The sequence below is a fragment of the Mesorhizobium loti genome, assembly GCA_014189435.1.
Taxonomy (GTDB): Bacteria; Pseudomonadota; Alphaproteobacteria; order Rhizobiales; family Rhizobiaceae; genus Mesorhizobium; species Mesorhizobium loti_G.
The window spans coordinates 82,868-104,284 of sequence record CP050294.1; the positions used below are offsets into that span (position 1 = coordinate 82,868).

18 protein-coding genes and 4 pseudogenes are annotated in these 21,417 nt (G+C 61.9%); 6 read left to right on the forward strand and 16 right to left on the reverse strand.

Going from position 1 to position 21,417, the window contains the following annotated elements; translation table 11 throughout:
- The first annotated feature begins 33 nt into the window (after positions 1 to 33).
- A pseudogene (locus HB777_35170) lies at positions 34 to 240 on the forward strand (IS5/IS1182 family transposase).
- Positions 241 to 555: 315 nt separating this feature from the next.
- On the opposite strand, the gene HB777_35175 reads toward HB777_35170, so the two are convergent.
- The 4 genes from HB777_35175 to HB777_35190 all read right to left on the reverse strand — a co-directional run bounded on the left by HB777_35175 (position 556) and on the right by HB777_35190 (position 5,273).
- Entirely contained in the window at positions 556 to 1,599 is a 1,044-nt protein-coding gene (locus HB777_35175; protein ID QND69066.1) for an IS110 family transposase, read from the reverse strand.
- A 176-nt stretch (positions 1,600 to 1,775) separates the two neighbouring features.
- Positions 1,776 to 2,591: an ATP-binding protein gene (locus HB777_35180; protein QND69067.1), complete on the reverse strand. Its 816-nt coding sequence runs from the start codon at positions 2,589 to 2,591 to the stop codon at positions 1,776 to 1,778.
- Positions 2,588 to 4,102, reverse strand: coding sequence for an IS21 family transposase (locus HB777_35185; protein ID QND69068.1), 1,515 nt, complete (start codon positions 4,100 to 4,102; stop codon positions 2,588 to 2,590). Before HB777_35185 ends, HB777_35180 begins: the two co-directional genes overlap by 4 nt.
- Before the next feature lie 256 nt (positions 4,103 to 4,358).
- Entirely contained in the window at positions 4,359 to 5,273 is a 915-nt protein-coding gene (locus HB777_35190) for a LysR family transcriptional regulator (GenBank protein QND69069.1), read from the reverse strand.
- Between the two features lie 246 nt (positions 5,274 to 5,519).
- On the opposite strand from HB777_35190, the pseudogene HB777_35195 reads away from it, so the two are divergent.
- The 3 genes and pseudogenes from HB777_35195 (at position 5,520) to HB777_35205 (ending at position 7,624) form a co-directional block, all read left to right on the forward strand.
- Positions 5,520 to 6,000, forward strand: a pseudogene (locus tag HB777_35195) (DoxX family protein).
- Positions 6,001 to 6,161: 161 nt separating this feature from the next.
- On the forward strand, positions 6,162 to 7,085 hold the full coding sequence (locus tag HB777_35200; protein ID QND69070.1) for a LysR family transcriptional regulator: 924 nt from the start codon (positions 6,162 to 6,164) through the stop codon (positions 7,083 to 7,085).
- Between the two features lie 91 nt (positions 7,086 to 7,176).
- Positions 7,177 to 7,624: pseudogene (locus tag HB777_35205) on the forward strand (IS6 family transposase).
- Between the two features lie 126 nt (positions 7,625 to 7,750).
- Here the strand turns inward: HB777_35205 and HB777_35210 are convergent.
- The 7 genes from HB777_35210 to HB777_35240 form a co-directional block, all read right to left on the reverse strand.
- Positions 7,751 to 9,322, reverse strand: coding sequence for an IS66 family transposase (locus HB777_35210; GenBank protein ID QND69071.1), 1,572 nt, complete (start codon positions 9,320 to 9,322; stop codon positions 7,751 to 7,753).
- A gap of 54 nt (positions 9,323 to 9,376) precedes the next feature.
- Positions 9,377 to 9,730 (reverse strand): IS66 family insertion sequence element accessory protein TnpB, encoded by a 354-nt coding sequence (gene tnpB / locus HB777_35215; GenBank protein QND69072.1) that lies wholly within the window; start codon positions 9,728 to 9,730, stop codon positions 9,377 to 9,379.
- Positions 9,711 to 10,160: a transposase gene (locus HB777_35220; GenBank protein ID QND69306.1), complete on the reverse strand. Its 450-nt coding sequence runs from the start codon at positions 10,158 to 10,160 to the stop codon at positions 9,711 to 9,713. Before HB777_35220 ends, tnpB begins: the two co-directional genes overlap by 20 nt.
- Before the next feature lie 86 nt (positions 10,161 to 10,246).
- Entirely contained in the window at positions 10,247 to 11,230 is a 984-nt protein-coding gene (locus HB777_35225) for an IS5 family transposase (GenBank protein QND69073.1), read from the reverse strand.
- Positions 11,231 to 11,483: 253 nt separating this feature from the next.
- The gene (gene crcB, locus HB777_35230) at positions 11,484 to 11,915 is read right to left on the reverse strand and encodes a fluoride efflux transporter CrcB (GenBank protein QND69074.1); all 432 of its coding nucleotides are present in this window, start codon (positions 11,913 to 11,915) and stop codon (positions 11,484 to 11,486) included.
- A 387-nt stretch (positions 11,916 to 12,302) separates the two neighbouring features.
- Positions 12,303 to 13,517, reverse strand: coding sequence for a relaxase/mobilization nuclease domain-containing protein (locus HB777_35235; GenBank protein QND69307.1), 1,215 nt, complete (start codon positions 13,515 to 13,517; stop codon positions 12,303 to 12,305).
- A 1,024-nt stretch (positions 13,518 to 14,541) separates the two neighbouring features.
- Complete coding sequence (locus tag HB777_35240) at positions 14,542 to 14,949, reverse strand: ribbon-helix-helix domain-containing protein (protein QND69075.1); 408 nt, start codon at positions 14,947 to 14,949, stop codon at positions 14,542 to 14,544.
- 499 nt (positions 14,950 to 15,448) lie between these two features.
- Here HB777_35240 and HB777_35245 point away from each other — a divergent pair, with 499 nt between their 5' ends.
- Positions 15,449 to 16,129, forward strand: a complete 681-nt coding sequence (locus HB777_35245) for a ParA family protein (GenBank protein ID QND69076.1) — start codon at positions 15,449 to 15,451, stop codon at positions 16,127 to 16,129.
- Positions 16,126 to 16,533, forward strand: coding sequence for a hypothetical protein (locus tag HB777_35250; GenBank protein QND69077.1), 408 nt, complete (start codon positions 16,126 to 16,128; stop codon positions 16,531 to 16,533). Before HB777_35245 ends, HB777_35250 begins: the two co-directional genes overlap by 4 nt.
- A 117-nt stretch (positions 16,534 to 16,650) precedes the next feature.
- Here the strand turns inward: HB777_35250 and HB777_35255 are convergent, their stop codons facing one another.
- The 5 genes and pseudogenes from HB777_35255 to HB777_35275 all read right to left on the reverse strand — a co-directional run bounded on the left by HB777_35255 (position 16,651) and on the right by HB777_35275 (position 21,341).
- A complete protein-coding gene (locus tag HB777_35255) occupies positions 16,651 to 16,992 on the reverse strand; it encodes a hypothetical protein (GenBank protein QND69078.1) in 342 nt (113 codons plus the stop codon).
- Between the two features lie 58 nt (positions 16,993 to 17,050).
- Complete coding sequence (locus HB777_35260) at positions 17,051 to 17,374, reverse strand: DUF736 family protein (protein QND69079.1); 324 nt, start codon at positions 17,372 to 17,374, stop codon at positions 17,051 to 17,053.
- A 709-nt stretch (positions 17,375 to 18,083) separates the two neighbouring features.
- Complete coding sequence (locus HB777_35265) at positions 18,084 to 18,617, reverse strand: hypothetical protein (GenBank protein QND69080.1); 534 nt, start codon at positions 18,615 to 18,617, stop codon at positions 18,084 to 18,086.
- 474 nt (positions 18,618 to 19,091) lie between these two features.
- Entirely contained in the window at positions 19,092 to 20,033 is a 942-nt protein-coding gene (locus HB777_35270; GenBank protein QND69081.1) for a DUF2493 domain-containing protein, read from the reverse strand.
- Positions 20,034 to 20,280: 247 nt separating this feature from the next.
- Positions 20,281 to 21,341: pseudogene (locus HB777_35275) on the reverse strand (DNA primase).
- Between the last annotated feature and the right edge of the window lie 76 nt (positions 21,342 to 21,417).

The following is a 21,417-nucleotide window of genomic DNA, read 5'->3' on the forward strand; positions in this document are numbered from 1 at the left end:
TTGCGGCCCAAACCAATCTTTGCGACAAGCCCGCTGAAATGGCAGGCAGCCACCGGCTACGGCAAGCGGGCGCTGAGCGAAACAGCCATCGGACGATACAAGGGGCTGATCGGACGGCGCCTGCGAGCACGCTCTCTTCCGGCTCAACAGACCGAGGTTGCCATCGGTTGCATCGTTCTCAACCGCATGCTGGCATGGGCACCCCCGGAGTCTATCCGGCGTCAAGTCACGCAGGCATAACCAACTACATTAAAGATCGAAATGCGTTCGAGTATAGCGCGACATATGTGGAACGGCCCGCGTTGCAAGGGCTTTTTTAGTCGATTTCATCACGCGGGAACGGTGCAGTCATATGTCCGGCCTTTCAGCGCGGCCCATGACCGCTGGCCTCGATGAAGTCCGCGAAGCGGGTGGCTGATCAATCTGACGTGCTCGAAGCACATTGTCGCGCAAGCCTCTCCCGCGTCGGGATTTCGTCCCGTGGAATCATCGTCTGCTCAATGCACCTCGCCTCTTCCTGGCTCTTCTCCGGTAGCTCGTGTCGGTACTCTGCCCTCAGGCGTTTGCCGCACGAACCGCCATCCCACCAGGTTTCCGATAGGTCCCGCCCTTCGTTAGCAGGGCCCAGATGATCCTCGCGATCTTGTTGGCAAGCGCGATGGCGACGACCTTGAAGGGCCGACGCGCTAGCAACGCGGTCAACCAGGGCAGTGCCCTGTCGTTGTTTCTGGCATGGCGCAGGACAGAGGTAGCGCCATTTACAAGGAGAGATCGAAGCTCCGTGTTGCCCATCTTCGAGATGCCGCCCAACAGCTCCTTGCCGCCGCTCGAATGCGACCTCGGCGTGAGCCCAAGCCAAGCGGCAAGGTGACGGCCCGACCTGAACCCGTCCGGATCGGGAACCAGCGCCTTGACGGTCGCCGCTGTGATCGCGCCGACGCCCGGGATCGTGGTCAGACGGCGCATGTCTTCGTCATGCTTTGCCTCGGTGACGATCTCGCGCTCAAGTCGTTCGACCTGTTCGCTCAGAGTGTCTAATTGGTCGACAAGGGCCGTCAGGGCGAAGCGCGCCGCCGCAGGCAGGCGAGCATCTGTCGGGTCACGCACGATCGCGGCTAATGCCGCCACCTTCGCCGGGCCGGCAGCCGCAATGATGCCCAATTCGGACATATGAGCGCGCAAGGCGTTGATCACTTGTGTTCTTTGGCGCAGCAGCAGAGCTCGCGTCCTCAGCACCATCGCCGCCGCCTGTTGCTCGGCCGACTTGATCGGCACAAAGCGCATGGTCTTGCGGGTTACCGCCTCGCTGATCGCCTCGGCGTCGGCAGCATCGGTCTTGCCGCGCTTGACAAAGGGCTTGACGTAGGCCGGCGGGATCAACCGGACGTCATGGCCGAGTGCTGCGATCTCACGCGCCCAGTAATGTGCCCCGCCGCAGGCCTCGAGGCCGACGAGACAGGTTGGCTGCTTCTCGAAGAAGCGCAGCACTTCGGCCCGGCGCAACCGCCTGTTGAACAGCGGCGCGCCTTCGGCGTCTGCGCCGTGAACTTGGAAAACCTGCTTGGCCAAATCTAGCCCGATGGTGTTAATCTGCGTCACGGAACGGTCCCTCCTTGGTGGCGTTGAAACAACGGCCACGTTAGCACTTGATGCTGTCGGAGCGGGCCGTTCCACCTCATCAATCTGGATGAGAATCTGGTGTCGCGGTGATGCTGATGATCGCGGCATTGATTGTCGCGCGCAAGAGGTTTTATCGGTTTGATTGTCGCGGCGCGTCAATCAGGATTGACGTTTGCGGGCGTCGCATATGAGGCCGGCCGGCCTGGCCCTCGCTTTCGCTCGATGGCCTCGCGCCGCCGATAGCTCTCGACATTCAGCTCGAAGATTGTCGCGTGGTGGACAAGGCGGTCGACCGCGGCGAGCGTCATAGCGGGATCTGGGAAGACCTTCCCCCATTCGCCGAAGGGCTGGTTGGCGGTGATGAGCATGGAGCGCCGCTCGTAGCGGGCGCTGATGAGCTCGAACAGCACGCTCGTTTCGGCCTGGTCCTTGGTGACATATGCGAGGTCGTCGAGGATGATCAGGTGGAAGCGATCGAGGCGATTTATGGCGGCCTCGAGGCCGAGTTCGCGGCGCGCGACCTGAAGCTTCTGGACGAGATCAGTGGTGCGGGTGAACATGACCCGCCATCCGGTCTCGATAAGGGCAAGTCCGATGGCCGAGGCGAGATGGCTCTTTCCGCCGCCTGGAGGGCCAAACAGAAGCAGGTTAGCTCCCTTCTCGAGCCAGCTGTCGCCGGCGGTAATGGCCATCACCTGAGCCTTGGAGATCATCGGCACGGCTTCGAACTCGAATGTGTCGAGGGTCTTGCCCGGCAGGAGGCGCGCCTCGGCGAGATGGCGTTCGATACGTCGCCGGTCGCGCTCAGCCAGTTCATGTTCAATGATCGCAGCCAGGAAGCGAGCGGCCGGCCAGCCTTCCTTGTCGGCCTGTTCGGCAAACTGCGGCCACATAACCTTGATGGCCGGCAGGCGCAGTTCGTTGAGGAGCAAGCTCACCCTGGCGGAATCGACAGCGGGGTTCGTCTTCATGCCGCATCTCCTGTCAGGTTGGCGCCAAGCAGGGCTTCATAGGCGTTGAGCGGAGCAAGACGCACGACGACACTCGGCAGCCGGGCGGGATCCGGCGCGAACCGTTCGCGCAAAGCAGCCATGTCGGGCAATCGCCGTGCCTCTAGCGAGGCGGTCAGTAGATCAGCCAGTTCGCTCTCGCAGCCGCGCTCGTGCGCCATGGCCAGAAGCTCGACCATGGTGCGGCAGGCCTGCCGCTCAGGCAGTCGCTTTATGAGCACGTCGAAGGTTCGCCGGTAGGCCTCGCGGGGGAAGAGCTGGTCACGATAGACGAGGTTGAGCAGCGCCATCGGCTTGCGGCGCAGCGAATGGATGACATGCCGATAATTGACGACCTGGTCGTGCTTGCCGGTTGAAGAGGCGCGCCCGCGCGGCAGCGTCATGAGATGCGTGCCGCCGATGAAGATATCCAGCCGATCATCGAAGAGCCGCACTCTGAGGCGGTGGCCGATCAGGCGTGAGGGCACGGTGTAGAACACCTTACGCAGCGTGAACCCGCCCGATGACGTGATGCGCACGGTGACCTCCTCGTAGTCGGAAGTGCGCCGGGCGGGCAGTTCCTGGAGTTCGGCCCGCTCGATGTCGATGCGCTTGGAGTTGCGAGCATTCACGCGGCTGACGATCTCGTCGACAAAGCGACGGTAGGCTGCCAGGTCGTCGAAATCGCTCGATCCCCGCATCAGCAGCGCGTCATTGATCGCCCGCTTGAGATGGCCGTGCGGGCCTTCGACGGAGCCGTTCTCATGCGCAATGCCGCGATTGTTGCGGGAAGGGATCATGCCGTAGTGGCCGCACAGTTCGTCGTAGCGGCGCGTCAGGTCCTCCCGGGCGTCCTTGTCCAGGTTGCGGAATGCCGCCGAGAGGCTGTCGCTGCGATGCTCGCGGGGAGCCCCGCCGAGCGACCACAGCGCGTTCTGCAGGCCTTCCGCCAGAGCGACGAAACTCTCGCCACCGAGCACGACATGCGCATGCTCGAAGCCGGAATAGGCGAGCCGGAAATGATAGAGCCGGTGATCGAGTGGCTGGCCGGCGATCGTGACGCCGGCGGCGGCCATGTCAGTGAAATCCGACAATCCCATGCGCCCGGGTACGTGAAGCTGCCGGAAGATGACCTCCTGTTCCTCGCCATGGACGGCGCGCCAGGCTCGGACCCGGCGCTCGATCGTGCGGCGAATGCCGGCTCCAAGCTCGGGATGACGCCGGATCATCTCGTCGAAGATGGCGATCGCCCGAATACCCGGAGCTGCCCTCAGCATGGGCACGACCTCGGCTTCGAAAATATCGGCGAGAGGGTCGGCACGGCGCCGTTGCCGCGGCGCCTTCTTTTGTGACGGCAGTCTTGAATCCTTCTCGATGCGATAGGCCGTGGCGATACTGATCGACGCCTTCGCCGCCGCGACGGCCGTCGTATTGGTCTGCCGGAACTTCATGAAAAGCCTCATCTGGTGATCGGTTACGTGGCGGCCGGGCACAAAGTGATTCCTCCCCAACAGGAAAAACCACCGGCATACCCGGCCGACCGTGATCACCAGACGAACGCCCCCGAAAAAGGAACGCGCCGCCGGCGGATTGAAACTCCAGTCGGGCTACGCCCTCCCTGCGTTCCAATCCGCCGGCATTCTCATCCTGATTGACGCTGCGCTCTCACATTGATTGCCGCGCCGCATTCGAGTTCATATCCGCGCACCAACGCCACTCGGCGGCATATTCTGGTTTCGCGAACTGCCCTCAAATCGCCTGTTCTTTATTGGAAACGAATTTTTCGATCAGCCACATTCCAGCAGGACCCAGTGCCTTTTCCTTCCTGCAGGCGATAACCAATGGAAAGCTTGGCATCAAATCAGAGCCCTCCCAGCTTTCTGGCCTCAGCTCGATCAATCGTCCGGCGGCAATATCCCCCTCAACCCTTGACCTTGGCATTGAACCCCAGCCGACGCTGGCGAGGATGAGGTCGTATTTCGTCTGAAGGTCGTTGACGCGCCACCGGTTGGCTGCATGCACCCCATAGTCTCGCCCACTATCAACTTCGGCAGCCGGGCTGATAACCAGTTGGGTGTAGTCACGCAGTATCGTTGCGCTGAACGTCCCGTTGATTTTGCCAAGCGGATGAGTTGGTGCCGCGACCGGCACCAGATCGATTCGACCGCACACCCGGCGTTCGAATTCATCTGGGTGGCGCTCGGCAAGCAAACCCAGGTCAGCAATTCCGTCTCGCAAGGTTTTCGCCGCTGCATCGAAAGTTTCAGTCAAGATGCGAATTTCGACGAAAGGGAAGGCCTGGGTGAATTCCCCAAGCACGCTGCTCAGCAGGATCGCTGGCGCGTAGGAGACAACCGCCAGAGTGAGTTCTGCCTCGAGTCCCTTTGAAATTCCCTGCGCTTGGTGCCGCCAGTCTGCGACGTCGTCAAGAATCCGCCGCGCGCGCGGTAACAAGGCTTTGCCCGCTTCCGTGAGAACCGGGCGGTAGGGCGAGCGATCGAAAAGAGGAAACCCGCTCTGTTCCTCCAATCTCTGAATGCTATAGGTGATCGCCGATTGCGCCCGATTCATCCGGCGAGCGGCTGCGGCAAAACTGCCTTCGGCGACAATCGTTACGAATACCAGGAATTGATCGAGGGTGAGCGCGTCCATAGTCATGCTCATGCCTTCCCTCCCTCGATTGTTGGGTCTTAACAGACCGGGGTCCCAGATCGTCGACTTAAAGAAACGTCAAGTGACTATATCAGTTTATTTGAACGATTATGCCGAAATTTCATCCCTTTCTTTGGTGGCTCTGCGATCTAAAACCGCTCGGAAAGGCAGGAAGGAACGCGCTCAGCCGGCGTCCGTGCTTGCAACCTGCCTGCGCCACAAGAGGTGGTGATTTTTTTGATTTATGGAGTTGTTCAGATGTCAAATACCTTTAGCTTTGCGCCCACAAAGCCAACAGGCAAGCCGCTGCGAGCCGGGCTCTGGATCGCCCAACTTCTTGTTTTCACGTCCTTTACGCTGTTTGGCAGCATGAAGCTGTTTATGCCGGTCGATCAATTGGCGGCAATGTGGGTTTGGCCCGGCGCTGTACCGCCTTGGTTTCTGCACCTTATGGGTCTGATCCGACATTGCAGGCGGATCTGGAGTGCTTTTGCCCGCATTGATTCGGATTCAGCCACGCCTCACCGTCCTGGCTGCACTTGGTTGTGTGCTGCTGCAAATTGCAGCGACAATCTTCCACTTGTCGCGGGGTGAAGCCTCGGCCTTACCACTCAACATCATCCTGCTCGCCCTTTCGGCGTTCATTCTGTGGGGCCGCGCTAAGAAGGACCCAATCCCGTCGCGCGCATCAGCGTCGGGAGGTAACTGCGAACTATCCGATTGCTGCCCCCATCGTTAGTTGCTTTTTGCATGCCGAGTCGCAGCGGCCACCTGTTCGGCCTTCCAGCACTCCACGTGCCTGGATGAACAGGCTGCGATAGATCGTTTCGTGCGACACCTGATTATGCGGCTCCCCTGGGTAGGTGCGCTTGAGCCAGCCGGCTATGGATAGCTAAAGACATGCGTTTCAAAGGGCTTGACCTAAATCTCCTCGTTGTGCTCGACGCGCTGCTGGTGGAGCGCAATCTCTCGGCGGCGGCCCGCCGCATCAACCTCAGCCAGCCGGCCATGAGTGCGGCCGTCGCCCGGCTGCGCGATTATTTCGGCGATGAACTGTTTACGACAAGCGGCCGCGAACGTTTTCTGACCCCGCGTGCGGCAGCACTTGCCCCCGCCGTCCGCGACGCTCTCCTGCACATCCAGTGCTCGATTATTTCCTCGGATCCGTTTAACCCAGCTCAATCCGATCGCCGCTTCAGGATCATTATTTCCGATTTCGCCACGCTCGTGTTTTTTGAGAAAGTCGTTGAGCGTGTTGCACGCGAAGCCCCCGCCGTCAGCTTCGAATTGCTGCCTATCGACGACGGCCCCGATGAGCTTCTCCAGCGCGGTGACATCGATTTTCTAATTCTTCCGGATTTGTTCACGTCGAGCGCGCACTCAAGCGTGGCACTGTTTGAGGAGCGACTCGTGTGCGTAGGCTGTCCCACCAACAAGCAGCTGCCACGGCAGATTACGTTCGAGAGATACATGTCGATGAGGCACGTCTCGGTCAGGTTCGGGCGTACGATGAAGCCCTCCATCGAGGAATGGTTCTTGCTTGAACATGGCCTCAAGAGACGTGTCGAGGTCGCCGTGCAGGGCTTCAGCATGATCCCGCCGATGGTGTCCGGCACGGCCCGTATCGCGACCATGCCCTCCCGGCTGGTCAGGCATTGCGAAAAAACGTTCCCCCTGCAGATCGTCGAACTTCCGCTGCCGCTTCCCGCATTCATCGAGACCCTCCAATGGCCGTCACTCCACAACAGCGATCCGGCAAGCATCTGGATGCGGGAGATCATGATGCAGGAGGCATCTCGGATGGGCGTTGGTGCGCGGATATGAACTCGAACGGGCTTGTCGCAAATTCGGACCCTTAACTGTGTATTGACGATATGACGAGCGAATCGCGCTCCCAATGTTGTGGAGCGTACCGATGATTCTGAATGCTGTTGCCGAGAAGCTGAAGCCAGTCGAAGGATGATTTCAAGGGGCGGCATTTCGAGGCATGGCTGATTGTGCAGGCGGTGTCCTGGTATCTGCGCTATCCTCTCAGCTACCGAGACCTTGAGGAAATGTTCCGAGAGCGCGGGTTCGAGGTCGATCACAGCACAATCAATCGCTGGGTCTTGACCTATGCGCCGATGATCGAGAAGCGGCTGCGCCAGTTCCGCCGACCTCATTGCGGATCGGTCCGGATCGACGAGACTTACGTGAAAATTCGCGGCAAGTGGCGCTATCTGTACCGCGCCATCGACAAGCACGGCAATCCGGTGGACTTCCTGCTCACCGCGAGGCGCGACCTCGACGCCGCCAAGCGCTTCTTCCGCAAGATGTTGAAGGATGAGCCTTTGCTCGCACCGGAAAAGATCGGCACGGATGGGCGTTGGTGCGCGGATATGAAATCGAACGCATTTCGATCATTAATGTAGTTGGTTAGTAAGCGCTCATTTCCATGCGCGTTGACGCGGCCCGTTTGACCGGGGTCGTTGTCGGCCAGTTGCATCGGATCAAGTAGCGGCGGTTTTGGCGAAGTTGAATGGCAAGAGATCGGTGATGTCGGCATTGTCCGCGCGCTGCGGCAATTCCGTGAGGACGTGGCGCAAATAGGCCAAGGGCTCGATGCCGCATGCTCGGCATGTCAGCATGAGGCTGTAGACGACGGCACTGGCCCTGGCTCCGTCCACAGTGTCGCTGAACAGCCAACTCTTTCTTCCAGTGGCAAAAATCCTGATGTCGCGCTCAAGCAGGTTGTTGTCGATCGGCATCCTGCCGTCTTCGGTGTAGCGCGTCAGGTACTCCCACTGGTTCAGGGTGTAGGACACGGCGTCGCCGATCTTGCTGTCGGGCAGGACCTTCGGGGCTATGTCGTCGAGCCATGCCTTGAGAGCGTTCATGATGGGGACGCTGTGTTGCTGGCGGAAACGGCGGATGCATTGATGTCGCGTTTCGCCCTTGTCCGGCTTTTCGTTGCGCGTCTGGCTTTCAATCCGGTAGAGCTTTTCGAAGAACTTCAGCGCCTGCTCCGGCGGGCCGCCGCCTTTCTTTCTGGTCTTCAGTGCATCGACGAAGCGACGTCTGGAATGGGCCATGCACCCCAGATGGGTCGCTCCTGCCAGCGTGCGCCAGGCGGTATAGCCATCGCTCATCAGGATGCCGCGGTAATCACCGAGGAAGGCCTGCGGATAGATCTGGCCGCGGCCGGGCTGATAGTCGAGCAGCACGATCGGTTCGTCGCTGTCCTCTCCACTCCGATACGCCCACATGAAGGATGTGCTGGTGGCTTCCCTGTCCTTTTCCTTCAGGACCTGGACCGTCGTCTCGTCACCATGGATGAGCGGTTGTGACCGAAGCCGTAGCTTCAGGGCATCATAGATGCGGGAGAGATGCCTCTCGCTCGATCCGATCACCCAATGGCCCAGAGCGCCGCGGCTGACGGGAACGCCGGCACGCTCGAAGGCCTGGGCCAGACGGTAGAGCGGCGTGCCATCGACATATTTGTGGACGAGCGCAAAGGCCAGCGTCGAGGCCGTGGCGATGCTGCCCGGCAAGGGCTGCGCGGGCATCGGGGCAATGACAACAGGCGTATTGATGCCGGTCCGGTCGCAATGGCGGCATGCATACTTGAACCGCACATTCTGCAGGACCTTCGCCTTCACCTCGATATGGAGCTGCTCGGTGACGGCCTCACCCATGCGATGCATCTGGTGGCGGCAGCAAGGACAGGCCTTCTGACCGTCGGCAAGGTCATACTCGACGCGCTCGCGCGGCAGGTGTTCCGGCAGAGGCTTGCGGCCACGCTTCTTTCCCTCCGGCTTTTCGGTGGACGGAAAGCCGGTGTCCGGCAGGTCGACGACATTGCCATCTTCGCTGCCGGCGTCGTCTTCATCGGCAATCTGTTCGGCTTCATTGAAGAGGCGATCAACGTGCTTTTCGCTCTTCGGCGCAAAACGATGCAGCCGCGCTAGCGCCAACTCTTCCTCGAGCTTGGCCACGCGTTCTGCGAGCTGGCGGTTCTGCGCCTGCAGCGCAGCAATGCGCGCCATCAACTCCTCAACAGTCGGTTCGCCAGGTCGATTCATCGTAGTTTTGAATCTGAACCGCACCGACGCGTCAACCGCACAATTCGGGAGCCGTCAGCCCGCAACCTGATATTGCCGCACCGGATGGCGCACCATTGCGTCGATGTCGATGCCGTCGAGAATCCAATGGAGCTGCTCGGTCGTCAGCGTAACCACCGCCGTCTCCCGGCGCGGCCACCGGAACTTGTCCTCGGTCAGCCGCTTTAGAACCAGCACGAAGCCGGACCGGTCAAAGAACAAGAGTTTCATCCGGTCGCGACGGCGATTGCAAAAGGCAAAGACCGCAGGCGCAAACGGGTCGAGCTCCATCACCTCCTGAACCAGGACCGCAAGGCTGTTGATGCCGGCGCGGAAGTCGATCGGTTCGCGATGCAGGTAGACTGTCAGGTCAGCGCCCAGTCTGAACATGACCCAGTGCTCCGATGATCGCCGTCAATGCATCCACATCACCGCATTCCAGCGTCAACTTCACGCCGTTCGGCAAAGACGCGCTCACCTTGGCTGGGAGTGGCGACGACTTCGACAGCCGCTCTTCACCACGCGTGGCAGGCCTCTCTACCGAATTGCCCTGCATAGGCAGGCTGTACTCCGCGGCGCTGACTTGAACTGGAATGAACGCCGACGGCGCAGGTGGCGGCAAAGCAACGGCGTCTTTGGTCGTCTTTATCCACTTCCTAAGAAGGTTGGCATTGATCCCATGTTCAAGCGCAAGTCCCGATACCGACACGCCAGGCTCAAGGCAGGCCGCAACGAGCCGCTCTTTTGACGCCGCGTCGTACCGCCGGCGGCCGTTACGCAAAATTCGCCTCACCAGCAGTTTCTGTTCATCGTCCTCAATCACGTGGTGTCCACCTCCAAAGTGGACACTTCATGCCAAAACACGCTCAATGGAAAAAGGTGCAGAGAAATTCGCGCTTTCGTTGGTTATGCCTGCGTGACTTGACGCCGGATAGACTCCGGGCGTGCCCATGCCAGCATGCGGTTGAGAACGATGCAACCGATGGCAACCTCGGTCTGTTGAGCCGGAAGAGAGCGTGCTCGCAGGCGCCGTCCGATCAGCCCCTTGTATCGTCCGATGGCCGTTTCGCTCAGCGCCCGCTTGCCGTAGCCGGTGGCTGCCTGCCATTTCAGCCGACCGTCGCTTGCGATTGCGGCAATGTGCTTGTCCCTTTGACCAGGCGGTCCGGCATCACTGCTTTCCACCGCCGTGGAACGCGGTGGAATGACGATGTTCGCGGTTGCGCTGTGCTGCAGGATAGACTGATAGGTTGGCTTGCCGTCATAGGCTCCGTCGGCTGTGAACTGGTCGATCTCGCCGTCGATCTGATCGAGCAGCGGTGCCACCTGGGAAGGATCATCCGTGTCCTGATCTGTCAGCCTTTGGGCAATGATCGCGCCACTTTTGGCATCCACTGCCAGATGCAGCTTGCGCCAGTTGCGACGTGATCTGGCGCCATGTTTCTGCTCCAGCCATTGCCCGGCGCCGTAGACTTTCAATCCCGTGCTATCGACAAGCACATGCAGCGGGCCGTCCGGCAGCGGCGGGTTTCGTCGGGCTGATGGCTCCCACTTCTGTGCCCGACGGCTCAGCGTCGTATGATCTGGAACTGGGACTTTCAGCCCCATGAGATCCAGCAGCGAGTGAAGCAATCCCTCGGTCTGGCGCAGCCGCATTGCGAAGACGCAACCCAGCGTCAGCGCTGTCTCAATGGCGAGATCGGAATACCGGGCTTGGCCGCCGCGGGTCTTGCGTCGCGGAGCGCGCCATCCCGCCAGTGCCTCCGGCGTTACCCATAAGGTCAGGCTACCACGCCGGCGCAGACCTGCTTCGTAGTCACGCCAATTCGTCACCCTGAATTTCATCTTTCCGACGTGATGACGACGATCTGCGTTGTGTTTGTACGGCATGGCACTCAAATCAAGCTGATTTCGATCCTGCCTGCCTATCGCCAAACCGTTGACAAAAGATCCATGCACCAACGCTCCCAGGAAGAGAACGCGGGAGCCCCATCTTCGAAAGCCGACTAGACAGCGTTAACGTCTCGGCCGGCGTGACGGCGGGCCATCCTAGGGATGTTGCGCAGGGAGGGCTTCCGCGCGCTCCCGCCGCCACGCCCGGCATCATATAGGCAAAGCGAATGCTGCCGCCAGCCGGGCGAGTTTAAGCTTCTTCTTCCAGGTTGATTTGCGCAATCTGCATGGCGCCGCCATTGAGGCGGGATGCAATCAGGTGGCCGATCGCCACCGCGCCAATGCACAACGCCACCGACAGGCCGATGTTTAAGGCCGCCCGAGTCGCGCCGCCGGCGCGGATCAGGTCGAGGGTCTGCAGGCTGAACGATGAAAACGTCGTGTAGCCGCCGCAGACGCCTATCATCACGAACAGGCGCAGCGGTTCGGACACCGGAAACCGCCCGTTGGCCAAGGTAATCGTGCCGAAAAACCCGATCAGCAGCGAGCCGGTGATGTTGATGATGATGGTGCCCCAAGGCAGCTGGCCGCTGATGGGCAGCGCCAGGAATGACACCAGATAGCGCGCCAAGGTGCCGATCGCACCCCCGGCCATGACCACAAGGCAATTCGTAAAAGACATGCTCGATCCTCTTGTTGAGGCGAGCTACAGCCCGCCGTGCGGCGGGGATCTGGGCGGATTCCTACCGCGATTTGTCGCGGTAGGAGTCATCAGCCTTACTGGCGGTTTCGGGAGAACTCCATTCCCATCAGAACTAAATTAGCGCGCTTATCGATCCTTGGAAAGGCCGCCGCGAGCGCAGGCAGGAGGACACCGTTTGGCACAAGGGCTGGATTCCCCAACGGGTGACCGTGAGAGACGAAGCTTCGGCTGGCTGGAAACGGGACCAGCCTCTGACTGCTCGACATGAGATGCGTGGCTCTGGATCCTGAACCTCCGACGCACGAACGAGCCTCGGCGGCATTTCCCTGCACTCCCGCGCCGTAGAGGACCGGCAAGCGATGCTGCTCAGCGCTCGTAATCGTTACCATTCGAGCGATGGGTCTTGCGGTCCTGCTCTTCAGCCTGTTGAGTCTTGTGCTTTTTGGCGTCCTTTTGCTTGGCTCTCTTCTCCTGCTCGGTGCCGGTGCGCGGCTGCTCCGGCTGGCGAGGATCGTCCCGGGTTGGAAGGTCTCGCCCTCGCGCCTCGCGCTCGGGGATCGGTTCCTCACCGCCACCACCACGACGGTGCTGCTGCCGCTCGAACTGCAACCGCGCGAGACGATCGTGCATCTTGTCGTTGACCTCTTCGCGATACTCTTCAAACTGTCCTTGATGCGTCGGCGGCAGCGTCTCGCGTATGTTGTCCAGAGCCTGATTGACGCGGGCCATCTGACGCCGCATTTCCAAGGGGGTTTGCGCCATGTTCAAATCTCCTATCAGTGCATTCAATTCTCTCATACCGGGATGGGACAGGAAAGACTTCTGCCCCGATTGATCAGCTCCGCGACCCGCGGCAGGACCTGGTTGCCCCTCCCCTGCCCGATCGCGACGGAACCGCAGAAAATCGTTGCCGATCGACTCCGCTGCCGTGAGAGCCTGACCGACCACGCCGGCGGTCCGCATCGTCGTCACAGTCTTTTGCCATGCGGCAGCGATTGCATCGCCGTTCACGACAAGGGATTGTCCATCCAAACGGCGTTGCCGCTTGGCCTCCACTCGCTCGATCGTCCTGGCGCTGACCTGATAGCGCGGATCGCTCTGGGCGCGGCTGTAGGCTCCGGCATGCTCCTTCGTGAATGGCCGCGTCATCGCATGATCCATCCGCCGCGTCGCCACCATCGCAATGCCGTTCTCGCGTGCTTTTTCCGCAAAGGTCTCGCGCCAGGCGACCAGATCTGGCTTGTAGAATTTCAGGCGTTCGCCGTCGGCTGACCGTGCTTGCACCATTGCATGGACATGGACGTGCTTGGTGTCCTTGTGATGCGCCAGGACGAACTTGTATCCTGGCGCACGCTCCTCGAGCACGGCGCGCGCCGCGGCCATGACGGCGTTGGCATCGGTGCCGGCCTTTGCCGAGAAAAGCAGGTGATAGGCATTGCGGCGTTCACGCCCTGAAAACTGCGGGCGCCATTGTTCGTAGACCGAAGCCGCCGCCTTGGTCGAATTCTTCCCCCGGGCACCGGCTCGCCATTTGCGAACCGGACTTGGCTGTGGGTGCGGATGAACTTCTGCAGGAAATATTTCGCTTTGGGTTCACGACCGACGGCCGCCATCACCTCTGCCTTGGCTACCACGCCAGCCGCGCCCATAGCCTCAGACAAACGCGCCTCGATCTTGTCGAGCGCCTTGCTGCGCGAATTCTCCCGACCACCGGCCAGGACTCTCGCAAGCGGCCCTGCCCGCTCATCGGTGTGTGCATAAACCTCCACCGCCTGTCCATCCTGCGCATAGATGAACGGTTTTGCACCGAAGGCCTTGTTCAGCGCCTCGCTCAAGGCAGCACCGGTGACTTCGCCGGCGAGTTCGAAACGAACCTCGATAAAATTGGTGTTTTCCAGGGGTGGTTCGAACGTCTCGCAAAACGTTTCCAGGAACGCCTTTCGTGCGCCGCCTGTCGCAAGGACCTGTCCATCCTCGTCAAAAATCTCGATGTCGTGCTTCTCGCCTTTTTCATCCTCGCGCTTTCCGATGTAATTGAGCAGCCGAGCGGCGGCTTCCTTGGTTGATGGCGGATTGGGCATGACCTTGAACACAGCAGGCTGAGCGCCCGCCGCATAGCCTGCCCGTGCCGCGACGGCCCGCGCCTGATAGGAGACCCGCGCTGCTCGGCCTGGACCGCTTGCGCGACCCGCACCACGGCCGCCACCACCACCGCGCCGCTTCCAGTCTTCCTCCTCCTCTTCCGGCCGGAAACCGGCGAGCGTGGCGCCATAGACCATGATCGGCGCGCTAGCGGCCTTGGGCGAGCTCGCAGCAGCCGTCGCTGATTTCGGAGCACCGCTGGAGACGGAGCTTCCTACAACTCCTGTCCCTCCCGGCGACGAACGAAGGGCGTTCCTGCCGCCACCCAGCGTCGAGCCGGCTGGTCCTGGCCTAAGGTGCCCGCCGCCGCCGGTCCGCTCATAACTCTTCATCACCTGGAATTCGCTGGCCTCGCGTCGGGCGCCCGTCAGAGACTTGTCATCGTCCAACTCCTCACGCTTCACGCCGGACTCGCCCCGCAGATAGCGTTCGATTTCGACCGCATAGCCAGCAAGACGACCGCTCATGGCCTGGCCTCCCTCGCCTTGCGGGACCCGCCAGTCATCGCCTTCAGTTCCTCGCGGAACTGCCGCACGAGGTCGCCCACGGCGATCAGCGCCTGCTCAAGATCCTCATCCTGGGCAACCCGGCCGTCGTTCATGGCGCACACGGCCTGATTGAAATTGACGCCGACGCGCCGCAGCTGATCGGTCATGTCCACGATCGCCGGCCGCAACGCCTCTGACGCGATAGGCAGATGCCCGGCCTCAGCCCGCACCAGACGCCGGACGACCTCACTGACGGTGACGCCGTCCCGCTCCGCGATGGCTTTGAGGCTGGCCAACTCGTTAGCCGAAAACCGGATGTGCGTCACCTCGCCGTAGCGTCGTGACGCGCTCTTCACCGCTGCTTTCTGGGCGTCTGCATTCATCTCTCAAGCCCGCTTGCGGGCGCTAAGGCCCGCCAGGGCCGCGCCGCCTATTTTGTGTGTATCACAAAATAGGCTATCCTGCCAGTAAGAAGCAAATGAGGAGGAACGAAAATATGGTCGCGTCTTCTTACCAGCCCAGTTATCGGCGGCGGCAGCGCGGGCGAAATGTTCACATCGTGATTTGATGCAATGTGTCTATGATGGGTTGGCGACTTGGTTCCATGTTAACATGGAACCATCGGCCTTCTGATGGGAAGCCGGAAAGCGTAGTCGGAAATGCGCAGTCGATGGGCCACCGGACCTTCTTTTCTGACGAAAGCAGCTGCGCAAAAACTGCATCTTTAGCGAGCCCTTATCTGTGAGCGCCTGGGTTGCCAAACCAGGCTTCCCCGTCGACTATGTCATGATGTTTCGACCGTGATCTTGTTTCCATGTGTCCATGATGACTTGTCTCCATGTTAACATCGAAACAAGGAGCCAACGCCGGAAGGAGGCCCCCATGATCATCTCCGCTGCGATCCCAAAGGGCGGCACTGGCAAATCGACGATGCTGCGCACCCTCGCATCCGTCGCGCTGCATAGGGGTTATTCAGTCACTCTTATAGACGGCGATCGGCGGCAGAACATGAACCGCTGGTTCCAGATGCTGGGTGACGCTGGCAATCGTCCTGACAGCCTGCAACTGGTGAGCGCGATGACCCCGCAGGAAATCCTTCGCGCGGCAGCCACTCACAACGGTGAACGCTCCGTCGTCTTGATCGATACGGAAGGCACTACAAATGACAACCTCATGGCCGGGCTCTTCGCGGCCGATATTGTCGTCGTGCCGGTCTATTTTGCCCTCGACGACGTGACCGCCGCCATCCAGATCACCGACCACTACATTCCGCTGGCGGTCGAGAGCCGGGGTAGACCGCTGCCTGCGATATTCGTGCTGACCAAGCAGACCATCATCGATGGTCGGGCCCGAGCCTTGACCGAACTGCGGGCCATCATCCAGGCCAACGGCACGCCGATTGCAGAACACGTCCTGCACAATCGTGTTGCCTACCGCGATCTACAGACCGGACAGACCCTTTACAGCTTCGCGGTGCCCGATGCGAAGGCGGTTGCCGAGAGCGAAGGGGTCTTCGACGACCTTCTGCAAACCTTCATCGAAGCCACAAGGAATGCGGCATGAGTGAAGAAACCGCACCGAAACCCGGTGACGACAAGAAAGCGCGCATGATGAAGGCGATCTCCACGCAGCCGCCGGCGCTGCCGAGCATGTTCATCACACCGAAGGTCGAGACGTCAGGGACCAAGGAGCAAGCTACGCCACAGACGCAGGAACCGACAAAGCCGTCCCCTCCAGTCGGGCCCGATTTTCGCAAGCTGCTGCGGCAGGGTCAGAAAAAGGATCCCATCGCCGGCAAGAAGATTCGCGAGGAGGAGATGGTTCGCTGCGGCTACTATCTGATGGCCGTTGAGCAGCGCCAGTTCAAGTTGCTGGCGATCAGCAACGGGCACAGCATGACCGAGCTGCTGCGAAAGGCCGTGCAGGATTATATCCGCATTCATAAGCACAAACTGCCGAAGGAATAATCGGCGGTCGGGAGTCGCTGTCGCATGCTGTGACGGGCGATGTTCCTGGCTCTAGGCGACGCGCAAAAAAAGGGCCCGCGACGGAGCATTCCGTCGCGGGCCCTGAGACGTGTTTGCCTAGTTGGGTTGGTTGAGGTGTTTCAGCAGTTCACCGAGGATTCCGTCCCGTTCCGAACGATCGCCGGCTGCCGCTTTGTCCTCGACCAGCTTTGCAGCCATTTCGGGCGGCAGCGGCATGAAGTCGTAGCCGTGCGCAGTCGCGGCGTGGCGAAGATATCCAAGCGTTTCGAACGCGCGATCGGCGGTGCCAAGCCAGAGCGCGGGCTCGTCGGTTTCTTCGTGCGGGAACGCTTGCAGGAAGTAGGTCCGAAGCGGTGGATCGTAGCCGATGACAGCGTCTGGATCCGAGCGGACTTTTCCGGTGACGGTGCCCGTGACAGTGATGGTGTAGCGGCTCATTGCAACCTCCTTTTGTCGGTGGGGAAGCCGGCCCCTCGAGGGGCCGGCCACCGATGCCTCACTGGGGGTTGTTCCAGAGGATGACCTTCTTGTTTTCCTCGCCACCCGGGGCGGGAGCGAGATTGCCGAAGATGACGCCGATCTCGGGGGCTTCCAGCTTGACCGAGAGGTATTCCTCGCCCGAACGCTGGGAGATGCGGTGCCAGCCGGCTCCGATCTCGAAGCCCGTGCGCTTGTTGACGATCCGGTAGTCGGGCGCGTCCTCGCGCGACTTGTTGGTGTTCGGGATCAGGGTGATCGGAGCGTTGACCCGGAGCGTGGCAAAGACGCCTTCCATCGAGCCGTCGGCCTTGGTGGTGAGGTTTGCGATCGTGGTGGCCATGGTAGTTCTCCTTCGGTTGCATCGGGACCATTCCCGATGGCGCCAAAGGAGAGGGCCGTCCTGCTGCGGTCATCTCGGCGAAAATTCTGGAAAATTCTATTTGCCGAAAAACAGCGGGCAGGCCCTTCGCCTGTCCGCAGAGAAAACACAGAAATCGAATTTTCCTGAATATTCGCCGAGTGTACCCCCAACGGGGGTTGACCGCACAAAGCAGGCGGTCGTCTACAAAGGCGACATGAAACGGGAATGGCCCCGGATGCGGCAGATGGACAAGAACTCAGGCCGCCATCGCTTGGCCGACGCAACGCTGCCGGATCGCAGGAACAGGCTGCAGCCTCTCGGGTCATGTCGTCGGCATCGCCAACACATCGAACAGCAGCAATGGCGCGTGAACCGCCTTGCGCGTTCGGTATGGCGGCACAGCGGTTTCGAGATCGGAGCCGGCTGGCAGCGAACTTCACGCCCCACGGTGGCGATGCCTCGCAGCTAGGTTGGATGACCGCAAGCCCGGATGTTCGGCACGCTTGCACCCGCTTCAGAAGCGAGACGGGTCAAGATGATCATCCTGCACAACGCCCTGCGGCTCTGCGCGTGGGCCGGTCTCGAAAGGGGCCGGCTCCGGCCGTTCATAAAAGTGAGTAGGCAGCGCGGGGTCGGATCAAGCATATCGGATCGGACCGGCCGGGCTGTCGGCGGGACCGGGCGTACATCATCCTGGCAGCGCCAGACGCTCGTCCGCCGTCATGCGCGCTTCGGCTTGGCGGCGAATGTCCGGACCGGCATGGCGGAGCAGGGCGCACCAGTCTTGCACATTGTACGTCGTCGCCATGCTGCCTCTGGCCAGATCGTAAATGACGCACGGCTTGTTCGCCATGGCGAGCCGAAGCACGTTGACGGCCGTGCCGGGTGATGCGCCGTCCCAGACCATCATGCCAAAGTCGGCGCGCCGCGCCATCTCCCGGTCCTTGGCGGCGTGGACCCAGTATCCTCTGGCGCCCTCAGGAGAAGGAACATGGTAGGCGGCCCAGTCGCCCAGATTGTTCCGGGGTTCCTTGCCGGCATGGAAGACCCCGACATGCTCGTACTTGTAGCCCGCGAGCAGGCCCTGCGCCTCTGCATCGGCTCCCGACGCGTCGCCAACCAGCACGCCGTGCTCGGCAGCGACGATTGCGCCGATGCGAGCGATCGCAGGTTCCGGCAGCTCGAATATCTCGCGCGATCCACCTATGAATACCATCGACATGGTGACTTTCCCTTCCTGTCCAGCGCCCCTCGCCCCGCTCCGGCCGCCCTCTCCCCCTGACCCGGCGCGAGGGATCGTCACCCGAAGGCCGAGACGGCGAAGCCGGCTCGGGAAGCGGCGGGACGCCGCGACTAGAGCCCGGCCGGCCGCAGGCCGGCGCGCCCGGATCGGATGGGAACGAAAGACGACCTGTCGAAGATCTAGGGGGTGGTGTTTGCCAGTCAGAGGCGCACGTCCTGAATCGAGCGCATGAGAACGGAAGAATTGTCGCTTGAAGCAATGAACTCCCAACTCTGCCAGTAGCACTCGGCCTCGGCATCGATTGCCCTGACCCCGACCGACATTGGCCGCGTCGAGCGGCGTTGCGCGACTGGTTCGGACAGGTGCACGCGACGAATCCGACCGCCAGCGGTCGGGTTCGTCGACATGGCGATGGAAGCGAGTTCTGAGCGCGGACGCAAGGAAGACGGCGCTTCACGCGCCGTCCTCCGCGAACCGCCAGACGGGGATGCCGAGCCGACGGGCCTTGTCGGCAAGGTTCTCGGTGATGCCGGAGCCGGGAAAGACGATCAGGCCGTAGGGCACCACTGAGAGAAGCTGGTCGTTGCGGCGGAACGGAGCCGCCTTGGCGTGCCGGTTCCAATCCGGCTTGAAGGCGATCTGGGTGACCTTCCGGTTCTCGGCCCAGCAGGCGGCGATGCGTTCGGCGCCGCGCGGGCTGCCACCGTGGATCAGGACCATGTCGGGATGCTTCTCGCGGGCCTTGTCGAGCGCGTCCCAGATCCGGTCGTGATCGTTGCAGTCGAGGCCGCCGGCGAAGGCAATCTTGGTGCCGGCCGGAACGAGCACCTCGTTTTCGGCGCGACGGCGGGCGGCGAGGAAGTCGCGGCTGTCGATCACCGACGCGGTCATCGCCTGGTGGCTGACCTTGGAGCCGGTGCGCGGCCGCCATGCCGATCCGGTTTGTGCCTCGTAGAGGTCGGCGGCCTCATCGCGCATGATTTCGAGCACGTTGCGGCGCTCGATATAGGTGATGCCCTCGGCAGTGAGCCGCTCCAGCTCGACCGACTTCACCTCGGAACCGTCCTGTTCCTGCTGGCTTGAACGCTGGGCCTCCTCGTTGCGGTCGAGACTGCGGGCGACGCGCTCGGCGGCACGGTGGAAGACGTTTGCGAAGGACCAGAGCAGGTCATCGAGATCGGGTTCGAGCCTGGTGTCACCAAGCATGCCGGCGAAGGTCTCGACGATACCGGCGAGGCCGGCCCGGATCACCTCGTCGTCGGGAAGTGGCCGAGCATCAGGTTCGTCCTGATGCGGGCGATGGCCGTACATCTGCAGTTCGAGGATGACGCGATCGGTCGGCGAGGAGGCGTGGTAGGGTTCGTAGGCGTCGTCGAGGGGAAGCTCGTAGGTCATGGCGTGTCTCCGTCGGTTGTGGCCGCGCCCTTCGCGGCCTGACAGCGCATCCCGGCTACGCCCCGGGCGCGGCGGCACCGAAGGCCGGAGCGCGAGCGGAGGACGGCGCAGCCGTTGCGGCCGTGACCGGGGCGTGGCAGGGGTCGCCTCTCGGGCAGGCCGCGGGCGCGGCCTCTCCGGCGGACCGCCGCCATGCCTGCAAGTCTCCCCGTGACGCCACCCCTGCCCGCCTGCCGGTCAGGGCCGTTCATCCGGGCGGCAGAAAGAGACGGGCATCCTCCGGGACGAGCTGATCGCTGAGCCATGCCGCGAGATGGGCGGGTCCGAGATGGCGCAGATCGTCGTTGAAGTCGCCGAGCTGCGGCCGCAACACCAAGGCGAGGATCCCGGCGTCGCCTGCGCGCTGGCTGAGACGCTCGATGCCGTGCCGGCCGGCGGCGTCGGCATCGGCTGCGATGTAGAGGCGACGGCAGCCAGGCGGGAACGTCAGGCCGGCGAGGTGATTGGCCGAGGTGGCGGCCGCCGCCGGCAGCGCCGGCATCACCACCTTAAGCGAAGCCATCGTCTCGAAGCCCTCGCCGGCGGCCATGACCGGGACGGGCTCACCGGGCTGGTGGCCTAGCCAGATGCCGTTGCCAAAAAGATGCCCAAGCGAGCGGCGTGGATCGGCGAGTTGCGCCTTGCCGACCTTGCCGCTCGGGTGCAGCCCAGAGGACAGGTAAGTGCGCTGCAGGCCGGTGATACGCCCGTCGAGGCTGGTGACAGCGGCAATCAGGGCAGGCAGCGTCTGCGTCTCGCCCGTAACGAGATCCCTGTAGTAGCAGCCGGGATGGAAGCGCAGCGCGCGCTCATGCGTTGAAAGCAGAATGCCACGACCGGCAAGATAGCGTTCGGCCAACGTGCCGGCGATCGGTTGCGACATGCCGAACAGGCGACGCGCGGCGTCGGGAGAGCCCCGTGCCGCGGCAAGTTGGCGCTGCGCGCCAAGGGGATGGGGCGGTGGCAGCGGCATAGAGAGGAAGCGGCGTGCTTCATCCGCGACCTCGCGGAAGTCGACCAGACCACAGCTCTGCTCGATGACGTCAAGCAGGTCGCCATATTCGCCCGACGACTCATCGACCCATTTTCCGGCTGCCTTGCCGCCAACCGTCTTAAGCCGCACATGCATGGAACGGGCCGCGCGTGTTGCGGACATCGCCGACCATCCAGTAATTGCCGGAGCGATGGCCGTTGCAGAGATATTCGCGGCACACCGCCTCGGCATGTTTCGCCAAGGCGGCGTGCCAGCTCGGAGGCCGAGCCGGTCATGATCGCCTCCCTCAAGCCGCCGACGTGCGGTCGGTGACGCCGACCAAGCGTATGGCGGTCGAAGAGGGAGGCGAGG